The sequence below is a fragment of the Nonomuraea sp. NPDC046570 genome (genome assembly GCF_040645915.1).
In the GTDB taxonomy this organism is placed as follows: Bacteria; Actinomycetota; Actinomycetes; order Streptosporangiales; family Streptosporangiaceae; genus Nonomuraea.
On record NZ_JBEYZF010000022.1, the window covers coordinates 118324 to 136395 of the forward strand.

Sequence of the window (18072 nt, forward strand, 5' to 3'; positions counted from 1 at the left end):
AAGCTGACGCCCCGTGAACCAGATCGGGCGCTACAGGCTGCTGAGTCTGCTGGGCAGGGGTGGGATGGGTACCGTCCATCTCGCCGAGGATCCTTCCGGCATGCAGGTCGCGATCAAGGTGATCAACCCGGAGTTCTCCCAGCACGAGCAGTTCCGCATGCGGTTTCGCCGGGAGGCGGACGCGGCGCGCCGGGTGAGCAGGTTCTGCACGGCGGCGGTGCTGGAGGCGGCGCTCGACGGGGACCAGCTCTACGTGGTGACCGAGTACGTTCCGGGGCCCAATCTGGAGCAGGCCGTTCAGCAGTCGGGGCCGTTGCGGGGGTCCAGTCTGGACGCGCTGGCGGTGAGTGTGGCGACGGCGCTGACCGCGATCCACTCCGCGGGGGTCGTGCACCGCGACCTCAAGCCGTCCAACGTGCTGCTCTCGCCCGTCGGCCCCAGGGTGATCGACTTCGGGATCGCCCGCGCGCTGGACACCCTCGGCGGCATCACCGGCACCGGCGAGCTGGTCGGCACGCCCCGCTACATGGCGCCCGAGGTGCTGCGCGGCGACCCGGTCTCCCCGGCCTGCGACGTGTTCTCCTGGGGCTGCCTGATCGCGTACGCCGCCAGCGGCAAGGCCCCGTTCGGCGGCGACTCCCTGCCGTCGGTCATCTACCAGGTGATGAACACCGACCCGGTGCTCGACGACGTCGATCCGGGGCTGCGCGGGCTGGTCATCGCGGCGCTGAACAAGGATCCCGCGCAGCGGCCGACGGCACAGCAGCTGCTCGACCGGATGGTGGGGCGGTCGGCGGCGCCGGAGCAGGCGGCGCACACGGTCCAGGTGGCCTGGCAGCAGGGCACCGCCCAGTACACCGCGTCCCAGCCGCCCCCGGCCGGGACGCACGCGGGGCCGGGCGGCGGGAGTGACCGGGCGCGCGGGGGCAGGCTGATGGTGGGGCTCGCCGTCGCGGCGGCGCTGGTCGTGGGCGGCGGGGTGGGGTTGTGGGCGCTGCTGTCACCTGGCGGGCCACCCGAGCTGCCTGTGCTGTATCAGGAGGACTTCACCCAGACCACGGGCGGCTGGAACGGCACCTACGACCCGGACGACACCACCAGCTACGGCTACAACACCGCGAACGGCACCTACGGCCTCGACGTCGACTCAGAGTACGAGGAGCGGTGGGCCGAAGCGCCGATCCCCTTCGTGCCGAAGAAGCCCGAGTCCCAGGATCCGTCGGCCACGCCGACGCCGCTCACGCCCACGACCCTGCTCATCGGCGTCGACGCGACGGTCAGACAGCACAAGGGCAACGGCGAGTACGGCGTCTACTGCCGCGGCGGGGACGGCACCCCGTCGGCGGTGGGGTACGAGTTCGTGCTCGACACCGCCGGGAACGCGCGCATCAGGCGCATCTTCAACGGGGCGGGCGGCAACCTGGCCAAGCCGGAGAAGGTCGACGAGCTGCAGGGCAAGGCCCGCATCGAGGCCTCCTGCGAGCAGAACGGCACCGGCGTACGGCTGACCATGTGGGTCAACGGCGAGCGGATTCACCAGGTCGACGACCCGAACGGGCTGGAGAACGGCGAGATCGGCGTGTTCAGCCGCATCCCCAAAGGCAGCGAGTCGCTGCTCAAGATGTCCTACGACGACTTCGAGCTCCGCGGCGACAAGCAGGACGCCACCAAGTAACCGCGCTAAGGAGTGACTGATGGCTATTGACGAGATCCAGGTGTCCGATGCGGACGCCGGGCCGTACGGGATCGTGGTGGGGCCCGATCGGGCGCTCTGGTTCACCTTGGTCCATCGTGGCGCGGTCGGCAGGCTGGGGGACGGCGGTGAGGTCACCGTGTATCCGCTCGACCCGGCCGACGGCGGCCCCACCGTGATCGCCGCGGGGCCGGACGAGGCGTTGTGGTTCACCGAGTTCAAGGGGGACCGGATCGGCAGGATCGGTACGGACGGTGCGATCAGCGCCTTCCCGGTGCCGGGCGCGGGGCCGTACGGCATCGCGGCCGGAGCCGACGGCGCGCTGTGGTTCACCGCGATGCGCACCGACCGGATCGGCCGGATCACCACCGACGGCACGGTCACCGGCTACGACCTGCCGGTCAAGGGCGGGATGCCGTCCATGATCGCCGCCGGGGCGGACGACGGGCTGTGGTTCACCCTCAACCAGGGCAACGCGATCGGCCGGATCGGACTGGACGGCGAGATCGTGATCCACCCGCTGCCCACGGAGGGCGCCGCGCCCGTCGGCATCACGGCGGCCGGGGACGGGGCGATGTGGTTCGTGGAGATCGGCGCGGGTCAGATCGGCCGGATCGAGCCGGATGGGAAGATCGAGGAGTTCCCGCTGCCCGACCGCGCGGCCAAGCCGCACGCGATCGTGTCGGGGCCGGGCGGCGGCTGCTACTTCACCGAGTGGGGCGCCAACCGGGTCGGCTGGATCACGGGGTACGGCGTGGTCGAGGAGTACGACCTGCCCACCGCCGGGTCCGAGCCGCACGGCATCACGATCGGCCCCGACGGCGCCGTGTGGACGGCCCTGGAGATCGGCGCCCTGGCGCGAATCGCCTGACCCGGCGGAATCCCGATCTACGGGCGGGGGTTCACTAGAGGTATGCGTGCCATCGTCATCACCGCCCACGGCGGACCCGAGGTCATGGAGTACACCGAGCACCCCGACCCCGCGCCGGGGCCCGGTGAGGTGCTGATCGACGTCGCGGCGAGCGGCGTCAACTTCATCGACGTCTACCAGCGCTCGGGCGCCTATCCGCTCTCCCTGCCCAGCCAGCTCGGCTCCGAGGGGGCGGGTACGGTCGCCGCCGTCGGCCCGGACGTCACCGGCCTCGCGGTCGGCGACAAGGTCGCCTGGGTCAACGAGCTCGGCAGCTACGCGAGCAGGGCGGTCGTCTCCGCCGACCGGGTGGTGCCCGTGCCCGAGGGCGTACCCGTCGAGCTGGCGGCGGGCGCGCTGCTGCAGGGCCTCACCGCCCACTACCTCACCCACTCCACCCACGAGGTGAAGGCGGGCGACACGGTCCTGGTGCACGCCGCCGCGGGCGGCATGGGCCTGCTGCTCACCCAGCTCGCCAAGCTGCGCGGAGCCACCGTGATCGGCACGGTCTCCAGCGAGGAGAAGGAGAAGCTCGCCCGCGACGCGGGCGCGGACGAGGTCTTCCGCTATGACGGCTTCGTCGAGGCGGTCAAGGGCGTCGCGCCGGGCGGCGTCGACGTGGTGTACGACGGGGTCGGCGCCGCCACCTTCCTCGGCGGCCTCGACGTGCTGCGCCCGCGCGGCCTCATGGCCCTGTACGGCGCGGCCAGCGGCCCGGTCCCGCCCTTCGACCCGCAGGTGCTGAACAGGAAGGGCTCGCTCTTCCTCACCCGCCCGAGCCTGGTGCACCACGTCGCCACCCGCGAGGAGCTGCTGTGGCGGGCCGGCGACCTGTTCCGGCTGATCGCCTCGGGCGAGCTGAAGGTCAGCGTGTCGCGCCGGTACTCGATGTCCGAGGCGGGCAGGGCGCACGAGGACCTGGCGGGGCGCCGTACGACCGGCAAGCTCCTGCTGATCCCCTGACTCCAAAAAATCAACACCGGCCCTGACAAGTAGTGACAAACATCTTGATCACCGCTTGAATAGCTTCAGATCAAGAGGAGCTTGGGCCGGTGACGTTGGACCTCGGAGCACGGGTGTGAGCGGAGACGGCGCCACCGCGCGGGCGGACGCCTGGACGGAGACCGCGCGCGGGGACGCGCCCGCGGTGCGGGCGCCGCATATCCCCGGCGTGATCGACCTGCTCACCGAGATGCTGGCCGACGGCCCGCCCAAGGAGATCCGCGCCCGCGTCCGTCTCCTGATCGGCCTGCTCCTGGAACCCGTCCGGCAGCGGCAGGCCCTCGCCGAGGCGGTCGAGGATCTCGGCGAGCATCCGGAGCTCGCGGCGCTGGCGATGCTGGGGCTGGGGCTGCCGTCGTCCCCGGGCGTCCCGCTGAAGGAGCATGTGGCCTGGCTGGACCGAGCGCTCATGACCGCGCACGCGATCGACGACCCGGCGTCGAGGGCTTCGGTGCTCGGCAAGGCGGCGATGGCGCTGACCATGATCGGCGACCCGCGCTGGGCCCGTCTCACCGAGCGCCTGGCGGCCCAGAGCGACGGCGCGCCAAGCCACCGCAGGGAGGTGGCCGCCTTCCAGTCGGCCGGGGAGGCGGCCTGCTACGCGGGCCGCCATGAGATGGCCGAGCGCCTGCTGACCGCCGCGCTGCGCCGCGCGGCCGAGGAGGGGGATGGAGGCTGGGCCCGGACGCGGCTCGCCTGCCGCAGGAGCCTCGCGCTGCTCGGCTACTGCCGGGGTTCGTGGGACGGGCTGGAGAAGGAGATCGCGTTCCTGCTGGACGAACTCAGCGAGATGCCCGGCCACCGCTTCGAGGTGGAGGCGCTGGCGGCCTGCCTCGTCCTCGCCCGCGGTGACCTGAAGGCGGCCACGGGCCCGCTGGCGGACCTGACCCGCCGGGCGCCCGCCGAGGGCGCCCACCCCATGCTGCCGCTGGTGACCGGCGCTTCGATCCGGCTGGCCATGGCCCAGGGCGACATCGAGACCGCCAACGCCGTCGCCTCCGCGGCGCTCGCCGCCTGGGAGGCGCGGGAGCTGCCGATGCTCTGCGTGCGCGCCCTGCCCGCGATGATCGAGGCGATGGTCGCGGGCGAGCGGATCGACGAGGCCGCCGCGCTGGTCTCCCGCCTCGACCGGGAGCTGTACGCGCTGGACGTCCCGCTCGCCCCGCCCGCCCTGCGGCACGCCCGCGGGTTCCTCGCGACCGGGTCGGGCGCGTCCGGCCACTTCCTGACCGCGGCCGCCGCCTACGACCTGCTGCTGTGCCCCTACGAGGCGGCCCAGGCCAGGGAGCGGGCCGCCGGCCACCTGTTCGCCCTCGGCGATCCCCGGGCCGCGGACACGCTCACCGCCGCCATGGCCGCCTACGCGGAGCTGGGCGCCCGCTGGGACCTCGACCGGACCACCCGTACGGCCCGCCTCCAGGGCCTGCCGTCACCCGCCCGGCACCGCACCGGCCCCCGGGGCTACGGCTCGGCGCTGTCGCCCAGGGAGGCGGAGGTGGCCGAGCTGGCCTCGACGGGGCTGACGAACAGGGAGATCGCCCGGGGGCTCTTCCTGGCGACCAAGACCGTGGACAAGCACCTCAGCGCCGCCCTGCGCAAACTGGGCCTGCACTCCCGCACCGCCCTGGCCCGCCACCTGGGCGGCACCCCGCCCCCCTGAACGGCGCGCGGGAAGGGTCAGGGCCAGCCCAGGAGGCGTGCGCCGAGCACCGCGGTCTCCAGGGTGAAGCGCTGGGTGGGCTCGTCCGGGGAGAAGCCGGTCAGGCGGCGGACGCGTTCCAGGCGGTAGGTGACGGCCCTGGCGCTGAGGCCGAGGCGGCGGGCGGCGGCGGTCTGGTTGCCCTGCGCGGCGAAGACCTCCTCCAGCGTCCTCAGCAGCGGCCCCGGCCCGCCCCGCGCCTCCCGCAGCGGGCTGAGCACGGTCGAGACCAGGTCCTCGATCGCCTCCCTGTCGCGCAGCAGGACGGGAAAGACGAGCAGGTCGGCCGCCTTGATCACCTGGGGGCGCAGGTCGAGCCGGTCGGCCAGGTCGATGGCGTTCGACGCCTCCCTGAACGAGGTGACCACCCCGCCGGGCCCGCGGTGCGGCCTGCCGATCCCCATCCGCCAGCCCGGCTCGAAGCCCGCCCTGACGTGATGGGCGAACTCGCCGGTGGCCGCGGCCAGCGTGCCGGGCGAGACGCAGACCAGCAGCCCGTCGTGCACGGCCACCAGGACGTTGTGCGAGCCGAACCTGGCGACCAGCTCGCGCTCGACCCGTCCCGCTCCACCTTCGGGCAGTCCCCGCGCCACGGCGACCACGTAGGACTCGGCCAGCCGCAGGCCGAAGTGCTCGGCTCGTTCGGCGAGCCGTTCGGAGCGGCCCTCCAGCAGGTCGTCGACGAAGTCCCGGCGGGCCTGCTCCTCTTCCCGCAGCGCGACCCGCTGGGCGCTCTCGTACCCGTCCATGAGCGCGCCGACGACCTTGCGCAAGGCGGCCAGCAGGTCGGCCGCCCCCAGGGACTCGGCCGACCGCAGCGCCTCCTCGACCATCTCTCGCAGGGGCACGCCCTGCTCGGCCGCGCGCGTTCCTGCCGCGCGGCAGCCGTCGAGTGCTCCCCTGCCGGGCTGCCGGCCGGTGGCGACCGCGTCGGCCAGGACGTGGAGGTGCCCGCCGAGCAGGTCGGCGGGCACCTGTGAGCCGTTCATCAGACTCCTACGTCACGCCTGTCGAAGGCCAGGACCGCGATGAGCGCGAGCACGGCGGTCGCCGCGGCCAGCACGAGATAGTCCCCCACGGGGAAACCCTGGCGCAACGGCTGGCCCTCCAGGAAGTAGTGGAACGGTGAGATCCACTTCAGCCAGGAGATGGCCGCCACGTTCCTTCCCATGGTCTCGACAATGTAGCCGCCGACGGCGATGACGCCCACGGCGGACATCCCCAGCGCCTTGCGCCCGGTCGCCGCGCCGACGGCCAGCGCGATCGTGCCGAAGGTGACGCCGAGCAGGAACACCCCGGTGTGCCCGGCCAGGATCCGGTCGGCGGGCACGTTCATGCCGGTGGCCGCCGACAGGCCCCAGACGACGAGGAAGGTGACGGCCGCGACGGCGAGCAGCCCGAGCAGGAGCGCGGCGAAGCGCTGCAGCACGAGCCGCCCGCGGTCGACGGGCAGGGTGAGGGTCAGCTCCAGGGTGCCCGCCTCCTCGGGCTGGGCGAGGGCCCGGTTGCCGAGGACCATCGCGCACACGACGAACAGCATCGGGCCGAAGAGCTGGTAGACCACGGTCTGCAGGTATCCGGCACCGGAGGCGAAGTCGTCCAGCCCGCCCATGAGGTCCTTGAGCGCGCCGGGGTACTTCGCGGTCGCCGTCTGGCTGTAGAGGGCGGGATCGGCGGAGATGCTGGGATAGATCGACAGGTAGAGCACGAAGAACGCGCTCATGCCGATCGTCCAGCCGATCAGCGACCTGCGCTGGTCACGCAGGCTCTTGGACACCAGCGCGGGCATGAGGCCCCTCCTCGTCGCCGTAGTAGGTCAGGAAGATCTCTTCGAGGTCGGGCTCGCCGCTGACCATGTGCACCACGGTGTGCCGGGCGGCGGCCTTGACCAGCGCGTCGGGCCGCCCGTCGATGGTGCACCGCAGGCTCGCCCCCTCGACCCGCAGGTCCCGCACACCCGGCAGGCGCTCGAAGTCCGCGCGCGGTACCGGCGCCTCGAAATGGAACTCCACCCGGCGCACCGCCTTCTCCCGCAGCGCCCCGACGTCCTCCACCGCCACCAGGCGCCCGCCGCGGACGATGCCGACCCGGTCGGCGACGTCCTCCACCTCGGCCAGCACATGCGAGGACATCAGCACGGTACGGCCGCCCGCCCGCACCTCCCGCACCATCGCCAGGAACTCCTGCTGCACCAGCGGATCGAGCCCGGAGGTCGGCTCGTCCAGGATCAGGAACTCGGGCTCGTGCATGAACGCCTGGATGAGCCCGACCTTCTGCCTGTTGCCCTTGGACAGCTTGCCCATGGCGGCCGACAGGTCGGCGTCGAGTCGTTCGGCCAGTCCCTCGATCCTGCTCCTGGCCACCCCGCCGCGTACTCTGGCCAGGAAATCCAGGTAGTCACGGGCCTTCTCCCTGCCCTCCAGGGCCAGTTCGCCCGGCAGGTAGCCGATTCTGGCCCGGACGGCCGCGTCGCGGGTGTCCGCGCCGAGCACCCGCGCCCGTCCCCTGGTCGGCCTGATCACATCCAGGAGCAGCCTGATCGTCGTCGTCTTTCCCGCACCGTTGGGACCGAGGTAGCCGAACACCTCGCCCGACCGGATGTCGAGGGTCAGGTCCTCAAGCCCCCGGCGCCTGCCGTAGAACTTGGTGAGCCCCTCGGCCTGTACCACTGCTGTCATGGCCGGAATCGTCGCGCGGGCGGGCCGTCCCGTCACGGTCCCGGCCCGGCATGCCCGGCGCTCGTTCGTTTCCCGAACCCGGAAACATTGAAAATCCGGAGTTTCGATTTATTGGGTAGGGTGCTGATATGAACCTGCTGCTGGCCGCAGTCCTCGCGGCGACCTCAGTGACCAACCCCCAGCTCAAGGACGCCGAAGCCGTCCTCGCCTACCTCAAGGCCCACCCCGGCGACATCGCCCTGGTCAGCGAGGGCATCAGGCACAACGCGGGCCGGTCGACCCCCTTCGCCTCCGCCGCCAAGATCATTCACCTGGCCGCCTACGCCGACGCGGTCCGCAAGGGCACCGTCAAGCCCGGCGAGAAGGTCAAGGTCGCCCGCTGGAACGCCTACCACCTGCCCGGCACCGACGGCGGCGCGCACGAGGCCGCGCTCAAGCGGCTCAAGCCCGGCGACACCGTGACCCTCGACCAGGTCGTCTCGGCGATGATCGAGGAGAGCGACAACGCCGCACCCGACCTGCTGCGCGACCGCCTCGGCGCCAAGACGCTGGACCGGATCGCCAAGACCGCGCTCACATCGCTCAACGGCGAGATCCTCAAGCGCTTCGGCGGCTGCGCGCAGGACGCCGAAGCCTGCCTGAAGGCGTACGTCGCGGCGGGCAAGCCGGTCACCGTCACCCTGCCCGGCTACGACGAGCAGGCCGACTGGTCGGCCACCGTGAACAAGGTCAAGCCCAGCGTCCTGCGGGGCGTTCTGAGCCGCCTCGCCAAGGACCCGGTGGCGAAGAAGCATCTGGAATGGCCGATGCGCCAGCCCGGCGCCGACCCGGACACGCTGGTCATCGGCACCAAGGGCGGCGCACTGCCGGGCGTCATCACCGAGACCATGTACACGATCCAGCCGGGCGGCAAGCCGAAGGTGACCGTCTTCGCCATGCGCGGGCTGCCCGCCGACACGTGGGCATCGGGCGTGCGGAGTTATGCTCATCAGCAGTTCATCGTGCGGATGGCGACCGACCCCGCCTTCATGAAGAGGGTGCGGGCCGCCGTGAAGTGAGGCTCCACTGACAAGTGTCGAGGATCGGCTCAGGGATCTAGAGGCCCGGGTCGCCGCCCTGGAAGGCGGCACGGCCGCGCAGGAGGCGGCACCGGCCGTCGACGACTCAGGTGTGATCGGCTACGGCGGCGAGGCCAGACTGGGCGGCAACCAGTGGTCCTGGAAGGTGATCAGGAGTCCCGGATGGCTGCTGGAGCAGCCGGCCGCGCCCATCGCCGCGGTGCTCGCGGCGGCCGGCCATCCGGCGCGCTTCGAGATCCTGCGCCTCCTGGTCGTCGAACCCCGGCCCATCGCCGAACTGCAGGCCGAGCTGAGCCTGGCCTCACCCGGCCAGCTCTACCACCACCTGAAGACGCTCTCCTCGGCCGGGCTGGTCGTGCAGCCCGAGCGGGGCGTCTACGCGGTGCCGCCGAACGCGATCTTCCCGGTGCTGGCGCTGGCCGCCGCCGCCACCGACGTCGCTCACCAGTCCTGAGACAGCCCCGACATCCTGCGGAGATACTCGTCCTCGTCGATCTCGCCCGCCGCGTAACGGCGCCGCAGGATCTCCTTGGGGTCGTCGCGCACCTGGGCGGGCCGGGCGCCCGGCTTGGGCCGCGACCTGAGCAGCATCAGCGCGAGCACCAGGAGGACGACCAGGGCCACCAGGAAGAGGATCACTATCAGCCTGCCCATGTCTGTGCCTCCCACGGATACTGAGCCCGATGATACGGCCACCCGTGAGATCGTGGCGCTTGTGGAGACGGCGTTCGTGCTCGGAGGCGGCGGAGTGCTCGGTGCGCACGAGGTGGGCATGCTCAGAGCGCTCGACGAGGCGGGCATCCGGCCCGACCTGGTGCTGGGCACCTCGGTGGGCGCGCTCAACGGCGTGCTGCTGGCCGCCGAGCCCGGCGAGGCGGTCAAGACGCTGACCTCGCTGTGGCGCTCCGACGTCGTCCGTACCGCTTTCGCCGGGTCGTGGGTGACCCGCGTGTCGACCTTCGCCAGGACCGGCACGCACCTGCATCCGATCGGCCCGCTGCGCGCGCTGCTGGCCGAGACGGTCCCGGTGGGGACGATCGAGGAGCTGGCGGTGCCGTTCCAGTGCGTGGCCGCCTGTGTGGAGCGGGCCAGCGCGCACTGGTTCACCGAGGGGCCGGTGGTCGACGCGGTGCTGGCCTCGTGCGCGGTGCCGGGGCTGCTGCCGCCGGTGCGGGTGGGCGGCGAGCACTTCTTCGACGGCGGGCTGGTGCACAGCATTCCGGTCGGGCGGGCCGTACACCTCGGGGCCTCCCGGGTCTTCGTCCTGCATGTGGGGCGGATCGAGCGGCCGCTGACCGCGCCGCGCCGGCCGTGGGAGGTGGGCATGGTGGCGTTCGAGATCGCGCGGCGGCACCGGTTCGCCGAGGAGATGGCGGCACTGCCGGACGGCGTCGAGGTGCACGTCCTGCCCGCGGGCGCGGACGGGCCGCTGCAGCGGGACCTGTCGCAGATCTCCCGGTACATCGAACGCGCCTACGAGGCGTCGTCCCGGTATTTGGCAACGCGTACCTGACATGTTCCGATGAAAGCGTGCTTCCCCCTCGTATCCTCCGGCGCCTGATCCTCGCTCCCCTGGTCATCGTGCTGACCGTGTTCGTGATCGTGACGCTGCCGGTCTGGCTGGTGGTGGTCGCGGCGGCCTCGCTGCGCCTGCCCGCGCCACAGCGCCGGGGGACGCGGCTGGTCTGGTTCGCGGTCGCCTGGCTGATCCTGGAGTGCGGCCTGCTGGTGGCCTGCCTGGGCTTATGGGTGGCCAGCGGCTTCGGCGGCCGTCTACACCGCGACGTGCACCAGGAGCGCCACTACCAGTTGATCACATGGTTCCTGTCCAAGGTGTACGGCGCCGCGACCCGCCTGTTCCGCCTCAGCGTCGACATCCGCGAGCCGCCGCCGACCGCCGAGGAGACCGCCGCCCGCCTGGCCCACCCGGTGATCGTGCTGTCCAGGCACGCCGGCCCCGGCGACTCCTTCCTACTGGTCCACCACCTGCTCACGCTGTACGGCCGCCGCCCGCGCATCGTGATGAAGGCCGCCCTCCAGTTCGACCCCTCGCTCGACGTGGTGATCAACCGCCTGCCCAACGCGTTCGTCCCGCGCCGGACCGGGGAGGGCCGGGTGATCGAGGAGATCAGGCGCCTGGCCGCGACCATGGACCACGACGACGCCCTGGTGATCTTCCCCGAGGGCGGCAACTTCACCCCGCGCCGCCGCAGGCTGGCGATCCGCCGCCTGGAGGAGAAGGGCCTGCGGGCGGAGGCCGAGCGGGCCAGGGGGATGGACCACCTGCTGCCGCCCCGCCCCGGCGGCGCGATCGCCGCGATCGAGGCCTGCCCCGCCGCCGACGTGATCTTCGTCGCGCACACCGGCCTGGACGACCTGATCACCATCGGCGACGTGTGGCGCAAGCTGCCGGTCAGGGCGCGCATCACGGCCCAGTGGTGGCGGGTGCCCGCCCAGGAGATCCCCGAGGGCCGCGAGGCGCGCATCCGCTGGCTCTACGACCAGTGGGAGCTGATCGACGCCTGGATCGACGAGCAGCGCGCGGCGCGGACGCCCTGACTCACCCGGCCCCCGGCGCGAGCGGCGGCAGTCCGGCGGGCGGGCCGTGCTCGATGAGCCGGAGCAGGGCGCCGGTGTCCAGGTGGTCGGCCACCAGGTCGCCGAGCGCGTCCAGACGGCGCTCCCGGAGCGCGGCGAACGACACGTCCGGGGCCGGGGTGAAGTCGCGCCCCGCCCGCGCCGCCACGTCCACGAGGAAGGCGCGGCGGAAGCCGTCGTTCTCCAGCGCGCCGTGCCAGGTCGTGCCCCACACGTTGGCCACCCGGCAACCGTCCAGGAACGGTTCGCCGCCGGTGACCGTGGCGCGGCCGTGGTGGATCTCGTAGGCGCTGACCGGCTGGCCGTAGGCGGTGCCGTACGGTCTGCCCAGGGTCTTGTCCTCGGCGAACTCGACGCTGACCGGCAGTAGCCCGAGGCCCTCGACCAGCCCGGCGCCCGACTCCACCCGGTCGAGGATGCGCTCGCCGAGCATCTGGAAGCCGCCGCAGACGCCCAGCGTCGGCCCGGTCCGCTCGCGCAGTGCCGCAGCGAGCCCGGTCGAGCGCAGCCAGGCCAGGTCTGCGACGGTGGCCCGGGAGCCGGGGAGCACCACCAGGTCGGCGTCATCGAGGTCGGCGGGCGAGGTGACGAAGCGGACGACCACCCCCGGTTCGGCCGTCAGGGCATCGAGGTCGGTGAAGTTGGAGATGCGCGGGAGGCGGACCACGGCGACCCTGAGGCTCTGCCTGCCGTACGGCTCGTGCGTGGGGGTGACGCGGTTGTCCAGGGCCAGGGAGTCCTCGACGTCGAGCCAGAGGCCGTTCAGGTAGGGCAGGACGCCGTACACCTCGCGGCCGGTCAGGGCCTTGATCATGTCGAGGCCGGGGGCGAGCAGCTCGGCGGCGCCGCGGAACTTGTTGATCACGAAGCCGGAGACGAGCGCCTGGTCGGCGGCGTCGAGCAGGCCGACCGTGCCGTAGAGGGCGGCGAACACACCGCCCCGGTCGATGTCGCCCACCACGATCACCGGCAGGCCGACAGCGCGGGCCAGGCCCATGTTGGCGATGTCGCCCCGCCTGAGGTTGATCTCGGCGGGGCTGCCCGCGCCCTCGCAGATCACCACGTCGTAGGCCTTGCGCAGCCGCTCCAGTGACTCCAGGGCGGACTGCCTGAGCAGGTCCTTGAGCGCGCCGTACTCCATCGCGTCGACGTCGGCGACCGGCTTGCCCATCAGGACCACCTGGCTGCGACGGTCGCTGCCCGGTTTGAGGAGGATCGGGTTCATGTCGGCGACCGGGTCCAGCCCGGCTGCCTGCGCCTGCATGGCCTGCGCCCGGCCGATCTCGGCGCCGTCCGCGGTGACGAAGGAGTTCAGCGACATGTTCTGCGCCTTGTAGGGGGCCACGCTGACCCCCTGCCTGGCCAGCCACCGGCAGATTCCCGCGGTGACGACGCTCTTACCGGCGTCGGAGGTGGTCCCAGCGACCAGGAGTGCGCCCTTCATTCGGTACATCCTTCCGCATCACCCCCATTTACGAAGTGTGTGAGATCTGCCACTCTGTCTAGAACATTCCACTAGAATAGTCTTCTAGAAAAAGGATGGACATGGTCGATACCCGCGCCACGGCACGTCGCATGTTCGGAACGCCACCCCCTGGCGGGATCAGCGCCGACTCCCGCGCCCCCTACGGCTGGGCTCCGCTCGTCGTGCTGTTCATCGTCGGCCTCGTCGACCGGATCGAGTTCAACCTGCTGTCCGGTGTCCTCCCGCTCATCCAGAAGGAATGGGGTTTCTCCGACACCGCCGCGGGCTCCATCCCCACCGCCGCGGCCCTGGCCGCCGTGCTCGTGTCGCTGCCCGCCGGATACCTGGCCGACCGGCGCGACCGCACCCGCATCCTGGCCTTCGTCGTGATGCTCTGGGCCGTCGCCACGCTCGGCTCGGGCCTCGCCACCGGCTTCGCCATGTTCTACGCGATGCGCGTCTTCCTCGCCGCCGCCGAGAACATCGACAACCCCGCCTCCAGCAGCCTTCTCGCCGACTACTACCCGCCCTCCAGCCGCGCCAAGGTGTACGGCCTGACCCGCCTCACCACCTACCTCGGCGGCATCGGCGTCCTCATCGCCGGCGTGCTCGGCCAGGCGTTCGGCTGGCGCACCACATTCCTGATCATGGTCGTGCCCGGCCTGGTCACCGCCTACCTCTGCTGGCGCCTGCGCGAGCCCGCCCGCGGCCACCTCGACCGGCTCATCGCGGGCGGCTCGGCGGCCGAGACCGAAGCCGCCCCCAAGCAGCCGTTCTGGCCCCAGCTCGGCCGGGTGATGAAGATCCCCACCCTGGTCACCGTCTGCCTCGGCCTCGGCCTGCTCACCCTCGGCCTGGCCGGCATCTTCTTCTGGCTGCCCTCGCTCATGGTGCGCAGCTTCGGCGTCGGCACCGCCGCCGCCGGCTCGGTCAGCGGCCTGATCACCATCACCGGCCCGCTGCTCGGCACCCTGATCGGGTCCTGGCTCGGCAGCCGATGGCACGGCAGGATCAAGGGTGGCCGGCTGCTCGCCGGAGGCGGCGGCATCACCCTCGGCGCGGCCGTCCTGGCCGGCGCGCTCAGCATGAACTCCCTGATCGGCCTCGGCGTCTTCACCCTGATCGCCTGCACGCTGATGGCGATCGCCATCCCGAACATGACCGCCTGCCTGGCCGACGTCGTCGGCGCCGACTCCCGAGGGGTCGGCTTCGCCGTCCTGCAACTGTTCACCACGCTGGGCGGCGCGTTCGGCTCACTGATCGTGGGCGTCGCCTCCGACCGCATGGGCTCACTCACCACCGGCATGTACGTGCTGATCCCGGCCATGGTGCTCGGCGGCCTGATCACCCTCGCGGCCCGCGGCTCCTTCGAGCGCGACGCCCAGAAGGTGCTCGACGCGGCCCGATCCTGATCAGCCCCGCCCCCGCCGCGCGGCGGCGAGCCCCCAGGCGGCCAACACGGACACCCCGGCCGCCGCCAGGCTCACCACCCGCGCCAGCCGTACCGACCGCCTGATGTCGCGCACCCCCGGCCCCGGCCCGTCGCCCATCTCCGGCCGGTGCTCGACCCGGCTGCCGTACACGTTGACACCGCCCAGCGTCAGGTCCAGCGCCCCGGCGAAGGCCGCCTCGCAGCGGCCCGCGTTGGGGCTCGGATGCCGGTGCCCGTCCCTTCCGAGTACGGCCAGCGCCCTGCCTGGCGCCCCGCCCACCACCGGCGCGGCCACCACCGTCAGCAGCCCCGTCACCCGCGCGGGCACGTAGTTGGCCACGTCGTCGAGCCTGGCCGCCGCCCAGCCGAACCGCTCGTAGCGCGGCGAGCGATGGCCGATCATCGCGTCCAGCGTGTTGACCGCCCGGTACGCCAGCAGCCCCGGCACCCCCGCCACCGCCCCCCACAGCAGCGGGGCCACCACCGCGTCCGAGGTGTTCTCCGCGATCGACTCGACCGTGGCCCGCGCCAGCTCCGGCGCCTCCAGCCCGCCCGGATCCCGCCCGCACAGGTGCGGCAGCCTCCGGCGCGCCGCGCGCAGGTCCCCGCGCTCCAGCGCGCCCGCCATGTACGCGCCCTCGCGGGCCAGCGTCGTACCGCCCAGCACCGCCCAGGTGGCGACGGCGGTCAGACCGGTCCTCAGCAGCGGACTCCGCACCCGTGAGGCCACGACGCCGAGGCCGGTGGCCGCACCCACGCAGAGGGCGACGTGGGCGGCGCCACGGGCTCTGGCGTCGCCGTACGACCGCTTCTCCAGAGCGTGCGCGGCCGTGCCGAACAGCGCGACCGGATGGCCGCGACGCGGATCGGCCAGCGCAGCGTCGAGCAGAACCCCCGCAGCGATGCCAACCGGACGGGACAGATCAGACGAGATGGGCATAGAGCTCATCTTCGTGGGTGTCGAGCCATGCCGCCGCCCGGCGGATCCGCTCACCCGCCCCCTCCGCCCACATCCGGCCCCAGCCACCACCCTCACCCGCGCGAGCGCGCATCAACTCATACGACTGCCCGAACCGCAGCCGCGCCAGGCCGATCAGACGCCGCCGCTGCCCCGCCGTGGCACCGTACGCATCACAGAACACCCGCAACCTGGCCCCCGCGTCCAGCGGACGCTGCAACGGATCCCGATCCACAGGATCCGCGATCGGCGCCCAATGGCGGATCGTGGTCACGATGTCGAACAGCCTCGTCGTCGGCCGAGCCAGATCAAAATCGATCAGCGCGTACGGCCTGCCCCGCCGGAACACCACGTTGTCCGGGGTCAGGTCGCAGTGCCCGATCACCTCGGCGGGGGCGTCGTCGTTGGAGCCGCCCTCCCAGCCGTTCCTGGTGAGCGGGAAGCCCGCGGTGGCGTCGTGGAAGCGGCGCAGCAGCGCCCCCAAGTCGGCCAGCGCCTCATCGCTCACCGCCGCCCTGGACAGGCCCGTCGTCCCCTCGACGTAGGTCAGCACCTCGCGACCGTGCTCGTCCACGCCGAGCACCCGCGGGGCGCCCTCGAAACCGGCCTTCCGCAGATGGCGCAGCAGGGCGTGCACGGCGGGGGCCGACGGGCTCCTGGGTCTTCGAACGGTGTCACCGACCCGCACCACTCCGTCGGTCACGTCCCCACCCCGCAACGGAGCCTCGCGCAGGAGCATCGCGACCATGGCAGGAGAGCATAGACCGCCCCTCCCCTTCCCCGCCCACCATTTCCCCCACCTAACCCGCCATTCCACTTCCTCCTCCCCCACACCAGCCCGCACCTCACACGGCCCGCACCTCACACGGCCCGCACCTCACCCAGGGCTCGGTGCGACAAGACATGCGAGACGCGCCCGAGCGCCGTGCACGCGCCATTCCTGCGGTCTCCATGTCATGGCCGCGATCTCTGTGTCGCGGCCGGTGGTCACCGGTTCAGGGGCCTAGCGTGGGATGTCATGCCGATCATGCTGGCCCTCGCCGCATTCCTGATGACCCTGCTGGGCGGCCTGGTCGCCGACAGGGTGCGCGGCCGGCGCCACCTGGTCCTCGGCGCCGCCGCCGGCGTCATGCTCGGCGTCGTCGCCTTCGAACTCATCCCCGAATCCCTCGAACTCTCCCCGCTGTCCCTGCACGGCGTACCCGTCCCGATGCTCATGTTCGCCATCGGCTTCCTCGGCATCCACATCGTCGAACGCGCCATCGCCATGCACGACGCCCACGAAGGCGACTACGCCGCCCACCGGCACAGCCACGCCGGCGTCGGCCTCACCGCAGCCTTCGCACTCATCTTCCACAGCTTCCTCGACGGCGCCGCGATCGGCGCCGCCTTCCAGGCCGACGAGGCCATCGGCATCACCGTCGCCATCGCGGTGGTCGCCCACGACTTCACCGACGGCTTCAACACCTTCACCCTCACCACCCTGTACGGCAACGCCCGCCGCCGCGCCCTCACCCTCCTGACCCTCGACGCCCTCGCCCCCATCGCCGGCGCCACCCTCACCTCCCTGCTGTACATCCCCCACCCGATCCTCTCCCTCTACCTGGGGATGTTCGCCGGATTCCTCCTCTACCTCGCCACCTCCGACATCCTCCCGGAGGCCCACACCCACCACGACTCGGGCCCGCTTACCGTGGCCGCCACGGTCGCAGGCACACTGGTGATGTGGCTGGTGATCGGCCTCGCATCCTGACACGCGGGTAATCGAGTACATGCCACGCTCCTGGATCATGCACAATTGGTCCGGAGCGCCCTTAGCTCAGCTGGATAGAGCATCGGACTTCTAATCCGACGGTCGCAGGTTCGAATCCTGCAGGGCGCGCTTTGATCATGGCGTTGACCTGCGGAAATGCGTGCCGCTTCAGCGGTACGGAACATAGTTCTAGCCGATCGGTGCTCGCGCGGTGCTCGCCCGTACCAACCCCGTACACGCCATGATCACCACGCTATCCAGCGCGTTGCCCACCGGGGCTGCGCCAAGACGAACAGCCCCGTTCCGCCGCGAATCCGGCGAGACGAGGCCGTTCTCCCACCCCGGTCAGGCTCTCCCACTTCGGTTAGGCGCGGAGATTGCGGCTGCCGAAAATTGCATCCATGCAGTTCAAGCGGCATGTGAGTTTTCGTGGAGGATGCCGCCGAGCCGGTCTCGTCGGCGTATGTTCAGGTCGTCGATTCGCTTCGGATCGGTGATCGGATCTGGGACGGTACGCAGCGGGGCCGCTTGGGCCAGGGCCTGATGGGCTCGGTGCTCATTGTAGAACCGTTCGTACTCTCGCAGGGCGTGACGCAGGTGGCGTTCGTTCCACAGCAGGCAGCGGTCCAGCAGCTCACGGCGGCACGACTGCACCCACCGCTCCATGACCGAGTTCATCCGCGGCATCCGGATACCGGCGAGCACGATCTGGATACCTGCGTCGGCCAGGATCTCATCCATGAGGGCCGGAAACTTCGCATCCCGGTCTCGGATCAGGTAGCGCGTCCGGCAGCCCGCATCCTCC

18 protein-coding genes and 1 tRNA gene are annotated in these 18072 nt (G+C 71.7%); 11 read left to right on the forward strand and 8 right to left on the reverse strand.

Features of this window, described 5'->3' with window-relative positions:
- Positions 1-13 precede the first annotated feature (13 nt).
- The 4 genes from ABZ911_RS29450 to ABZ911_RS29465 all read left to right on the forward strand — a co-directional run bounded on the left by ABZ911_RS29450 (position 14) and on the right by ABZ911_RS29465 (position 5265).
- Positions 14-1675, forward strand: coding sequence for a serine/threonine-protein kinase (locus ABZ911_RS29450; protein ID WP_358062905.1), 1662 nt, complete (start codon positions 14-16; stop codon positions 1673-1675).
- Between the two features lie 19 nt (positions 1676-1694).
- Entirely contained in the window at positions 1695-2564 is an 870-nt protein-coding gene (locus ABZ911_RS29455) for a virginiamycin B lyase (protein WP_358062908.1), read from the forward strand.
- A gap of 42 nt (positions 2565-2606) precedes the next feature.
- Positions 2607-3566, forward strand: coding sequence for a quinone oxidoreductase (locus ABZ911_RS29460; RefSeq protein WP_358062911.1), 960 nt, complete (start codon positions 2607-2609; stop codon positions 3564-3566).
- A 115-nt stretch (positions 3567-3681) separates the two neighbouring features.
- On the forward strand, positions 3682-5265 hold the full coding sequence (locus ABZ911_RS29465) for a helix-turn-helix transcriptional regulator (protein WP_358062914.1): 1584 nt from the start codon (positions 3682-3684) through the stop codon (positions 5263-5265).
- A gap of 17 nt (positions 5266-5282) precedes the next feature.
- On the opposite strand, the gene ABZ911_RS29470 is transcribed toward ABZ911_RS29465, so the two are convergent.
- From ABZ911_RS29470 to ABZ911_RS29480, 3 genes are read right to left on the reverse strand one after another with little or no spacing between them, the layout of a single operon-like run.
- Complete coding sequence (locus ABZ911_RS29470) at positions 5283-6293, reverse strand: helix-turn-helix domain-containing protein (protein WP_358062917.1); 1011 nt, start codon at positions 6291-6293, stop codon at positions 5283-5285.
- The gene (locus ABZ911_RS29475) at positions 6293-7093 is read right to left on the reverse strand and encodes an ABC transporter permease subunit (RefSeq protein WP_358062920.1); all 801 of its coding nucleotides are present in this window, start codon (positions 7091-7093) and stop codon (positions 6293-6295) included. Before ABZ911_RS29475 ends, ABZ911_RS29470 begins: the two co-directional genes overlap by 1 nt.
- Positions 7062-7982 carry an ABC transporter ATP-binding protein gene (locus ABZ911_RS29480; protein WP_358062923.1) on the reverse strand — a complete coding sequence of 307 codons (921 nt, stop codon included), beginning with the start codon at positions 7980-7982 and terminating at the stop codon, positions 7062-7064. The genes ABZ911_RS29475 and ABZ911_RS29480 overlap by 32 nt, the downstream gene beginning before the upstream one ends.
- Positions 7983-8110: 128 nt before the next feature.
- Here ABZ911_RS29480 and ABZ911_RS29485 point away from each other — a divergent pair, with 128 nt between their 5' ends.
- The gene (locus ABZ911_RS29485; protein WP_358062926.1) at positions 8111-9040 is read left to right on the forward strand and encodes a serine hydrolase; all 930 of its coding nucleotides are present in this window, start codon (positions 8111-8113) and stop codon (positions 9038-9040) included.
- 112 nt (positions 9041-9152) lie between these two features.
- Positions 9153-9515: a helix-turn-helix domain-containing protein gene (locus tag ABZ911_RS29490; protein WP_358062930.1), complete on the forward strand. Its 363-nt coding sequence runs from the start codon at positions 9153-9155 to the stop codon at positions 9513-9515.
- On the opposite strand, the gene ABZ911_RS29495 is transcribed toward ABZ911_RS29490, so the two are convergent.
- Positions 9503-9715, reverse strand: coding sequence for an SHOCT domain-containing protein (locus tag ABZ911_RS29495; RefSeq protein WP_358062933.1), 213 nt, complete (start codon positions 9713-9715; stop codon positions 9503-9505). The two genes, ABZ911_RS29490 and ABZ911_RS29495, sit on opposite strands and share 13 nt — an antisense overlap.
- Positions 9716-9776: 61 nt before the next feature.
- Between ABZ911_RS29495 and ABZ911_RS29500 the strand changes: the two genes are divergently transcribed.
- Both ABZ911_RS29500 and ABZ911_RS29505 read left to right on the forward strand, forming a co-directional pair.
- Positions 9777-10574, forward strand: a complete 798-nt coding sequence (locus tag ABZ911_RS29500) for a patatin-like phospholipase family protein (protein ID WP_358062936.1) — start codon at positions 9777-9779, stop codon at positions 10572-10574.
- Between the two features lie 17 nt (positions 10575-10591).
- Entirely contained in the window at positions 10592-11620 is a 1029-nt protein-coding gene (locus tag ABZ911_RS29505; protein WP_358062939.1) for a 1-acyl-sn-glycerol-3-phosphate acyltransferase, read from the forward strand.
- A 1-nt stretch (position 11621) separates the two neighbouring features.
- On the opposite strand, the gene ABZ911_RS29510 is transcribed toward ABZ911_RS29505, so the two are convergent.
- Positions 11622-13103: a cobyric acid synthase gene (locus tag ABZ911_RS29510; RefSeq protein ID WP_358062942.1), complete on the reverse strand. Its 1482-nt coding sequence runs from the start codon at positions 13101-13103 to the stop codon at positions 11622-11624.
- Positions 13104-13204: 101 nt separating this feature from the next.
- On the opposite strand from ABZ911_RS29510, the gene ABZ911_RS29515 reads away from it, so the two are divergent.
- Positions 13205-14536, forward strand: a complete 1332-nt coding sequence (locus ABZ911_RS29515; RefSeq protein ID WP_358062945.1) for an MFS transporter — start codon at positions 13205-13207, stop codon at positions 14534-14536.
- Here the strand turns inward: ABZ911_RS29515 and ABZ911_RS29520 are convergent, their stop codons facing one another.
- Together ABZ911_RS29520 and ABZ911_RS29525 are read right to left on the reverse strand one after the other, a co-directional pair.
- On the reverse strand, positions 14537-15496 hold the full coding sequence (locus tag ABZ911_RS29520) for a cobalamin biosynthesis protein (protein ID WP_358062947.1): 960 nt from the start codon (positions 15494-15496) through the stop codon (positions 14537-14539).
- Positions 15480-16262 (reverse strand): phosphotransferase, encoded by a 783-nt coding sequence (locus ABZ911_RS29525; protein ID WP_358062950.1) that lies wholly within the window; start codon positions 16260-16262, stop codon positions 15480-15482. Before ABZ911_RS29525 ends, ABZ911_RS29520 begins: the two co-directional genes overlap by 17 nt.
- A 270-nt stretch (positions 16263-16532) precedes the next feature.
- On the opposite strand from ABZ911_RS29525, the gene ABZ911_RS29530 reads away from it, so the two are divergent.
- Together ABZ911_RS29530 and ABZ911_RS29535 are read left to right on the forward strand one after the other, a co-directional pair.
- The gene (locus tag ABZ911_RS29530) at positions 16533-17267 is read left to right on the forward strand and encodes a ZIP family metal transporter (RefSeq protein WP_358062953.1); all 735 of its coding nucleotides are present in this window, start codon (positions 16533-16535) and stop codon (positions 17265-17267) included.
- Between the two features lie 55 nt (positions 17268-17322).
- Positions 17323-17396, forward strand: a tRNA-Arg gene (locus ABZ911_RS29535).
- 279 nt (positions 17397-17675) lie between these two features.
- On the opposite strand, the gene ABZ911_RS29540 is transcribed toward ABZ911_RS29535, so the two are convergent.
- Positions 17676-18072, reverse strand: a 397-nt coding sequence (locus tag ABZ911_RS29540; protein ID WP_358062955.1) for an integrase core domain-containing protein, incomplete at its 5' end; no start/stop codon positions are given.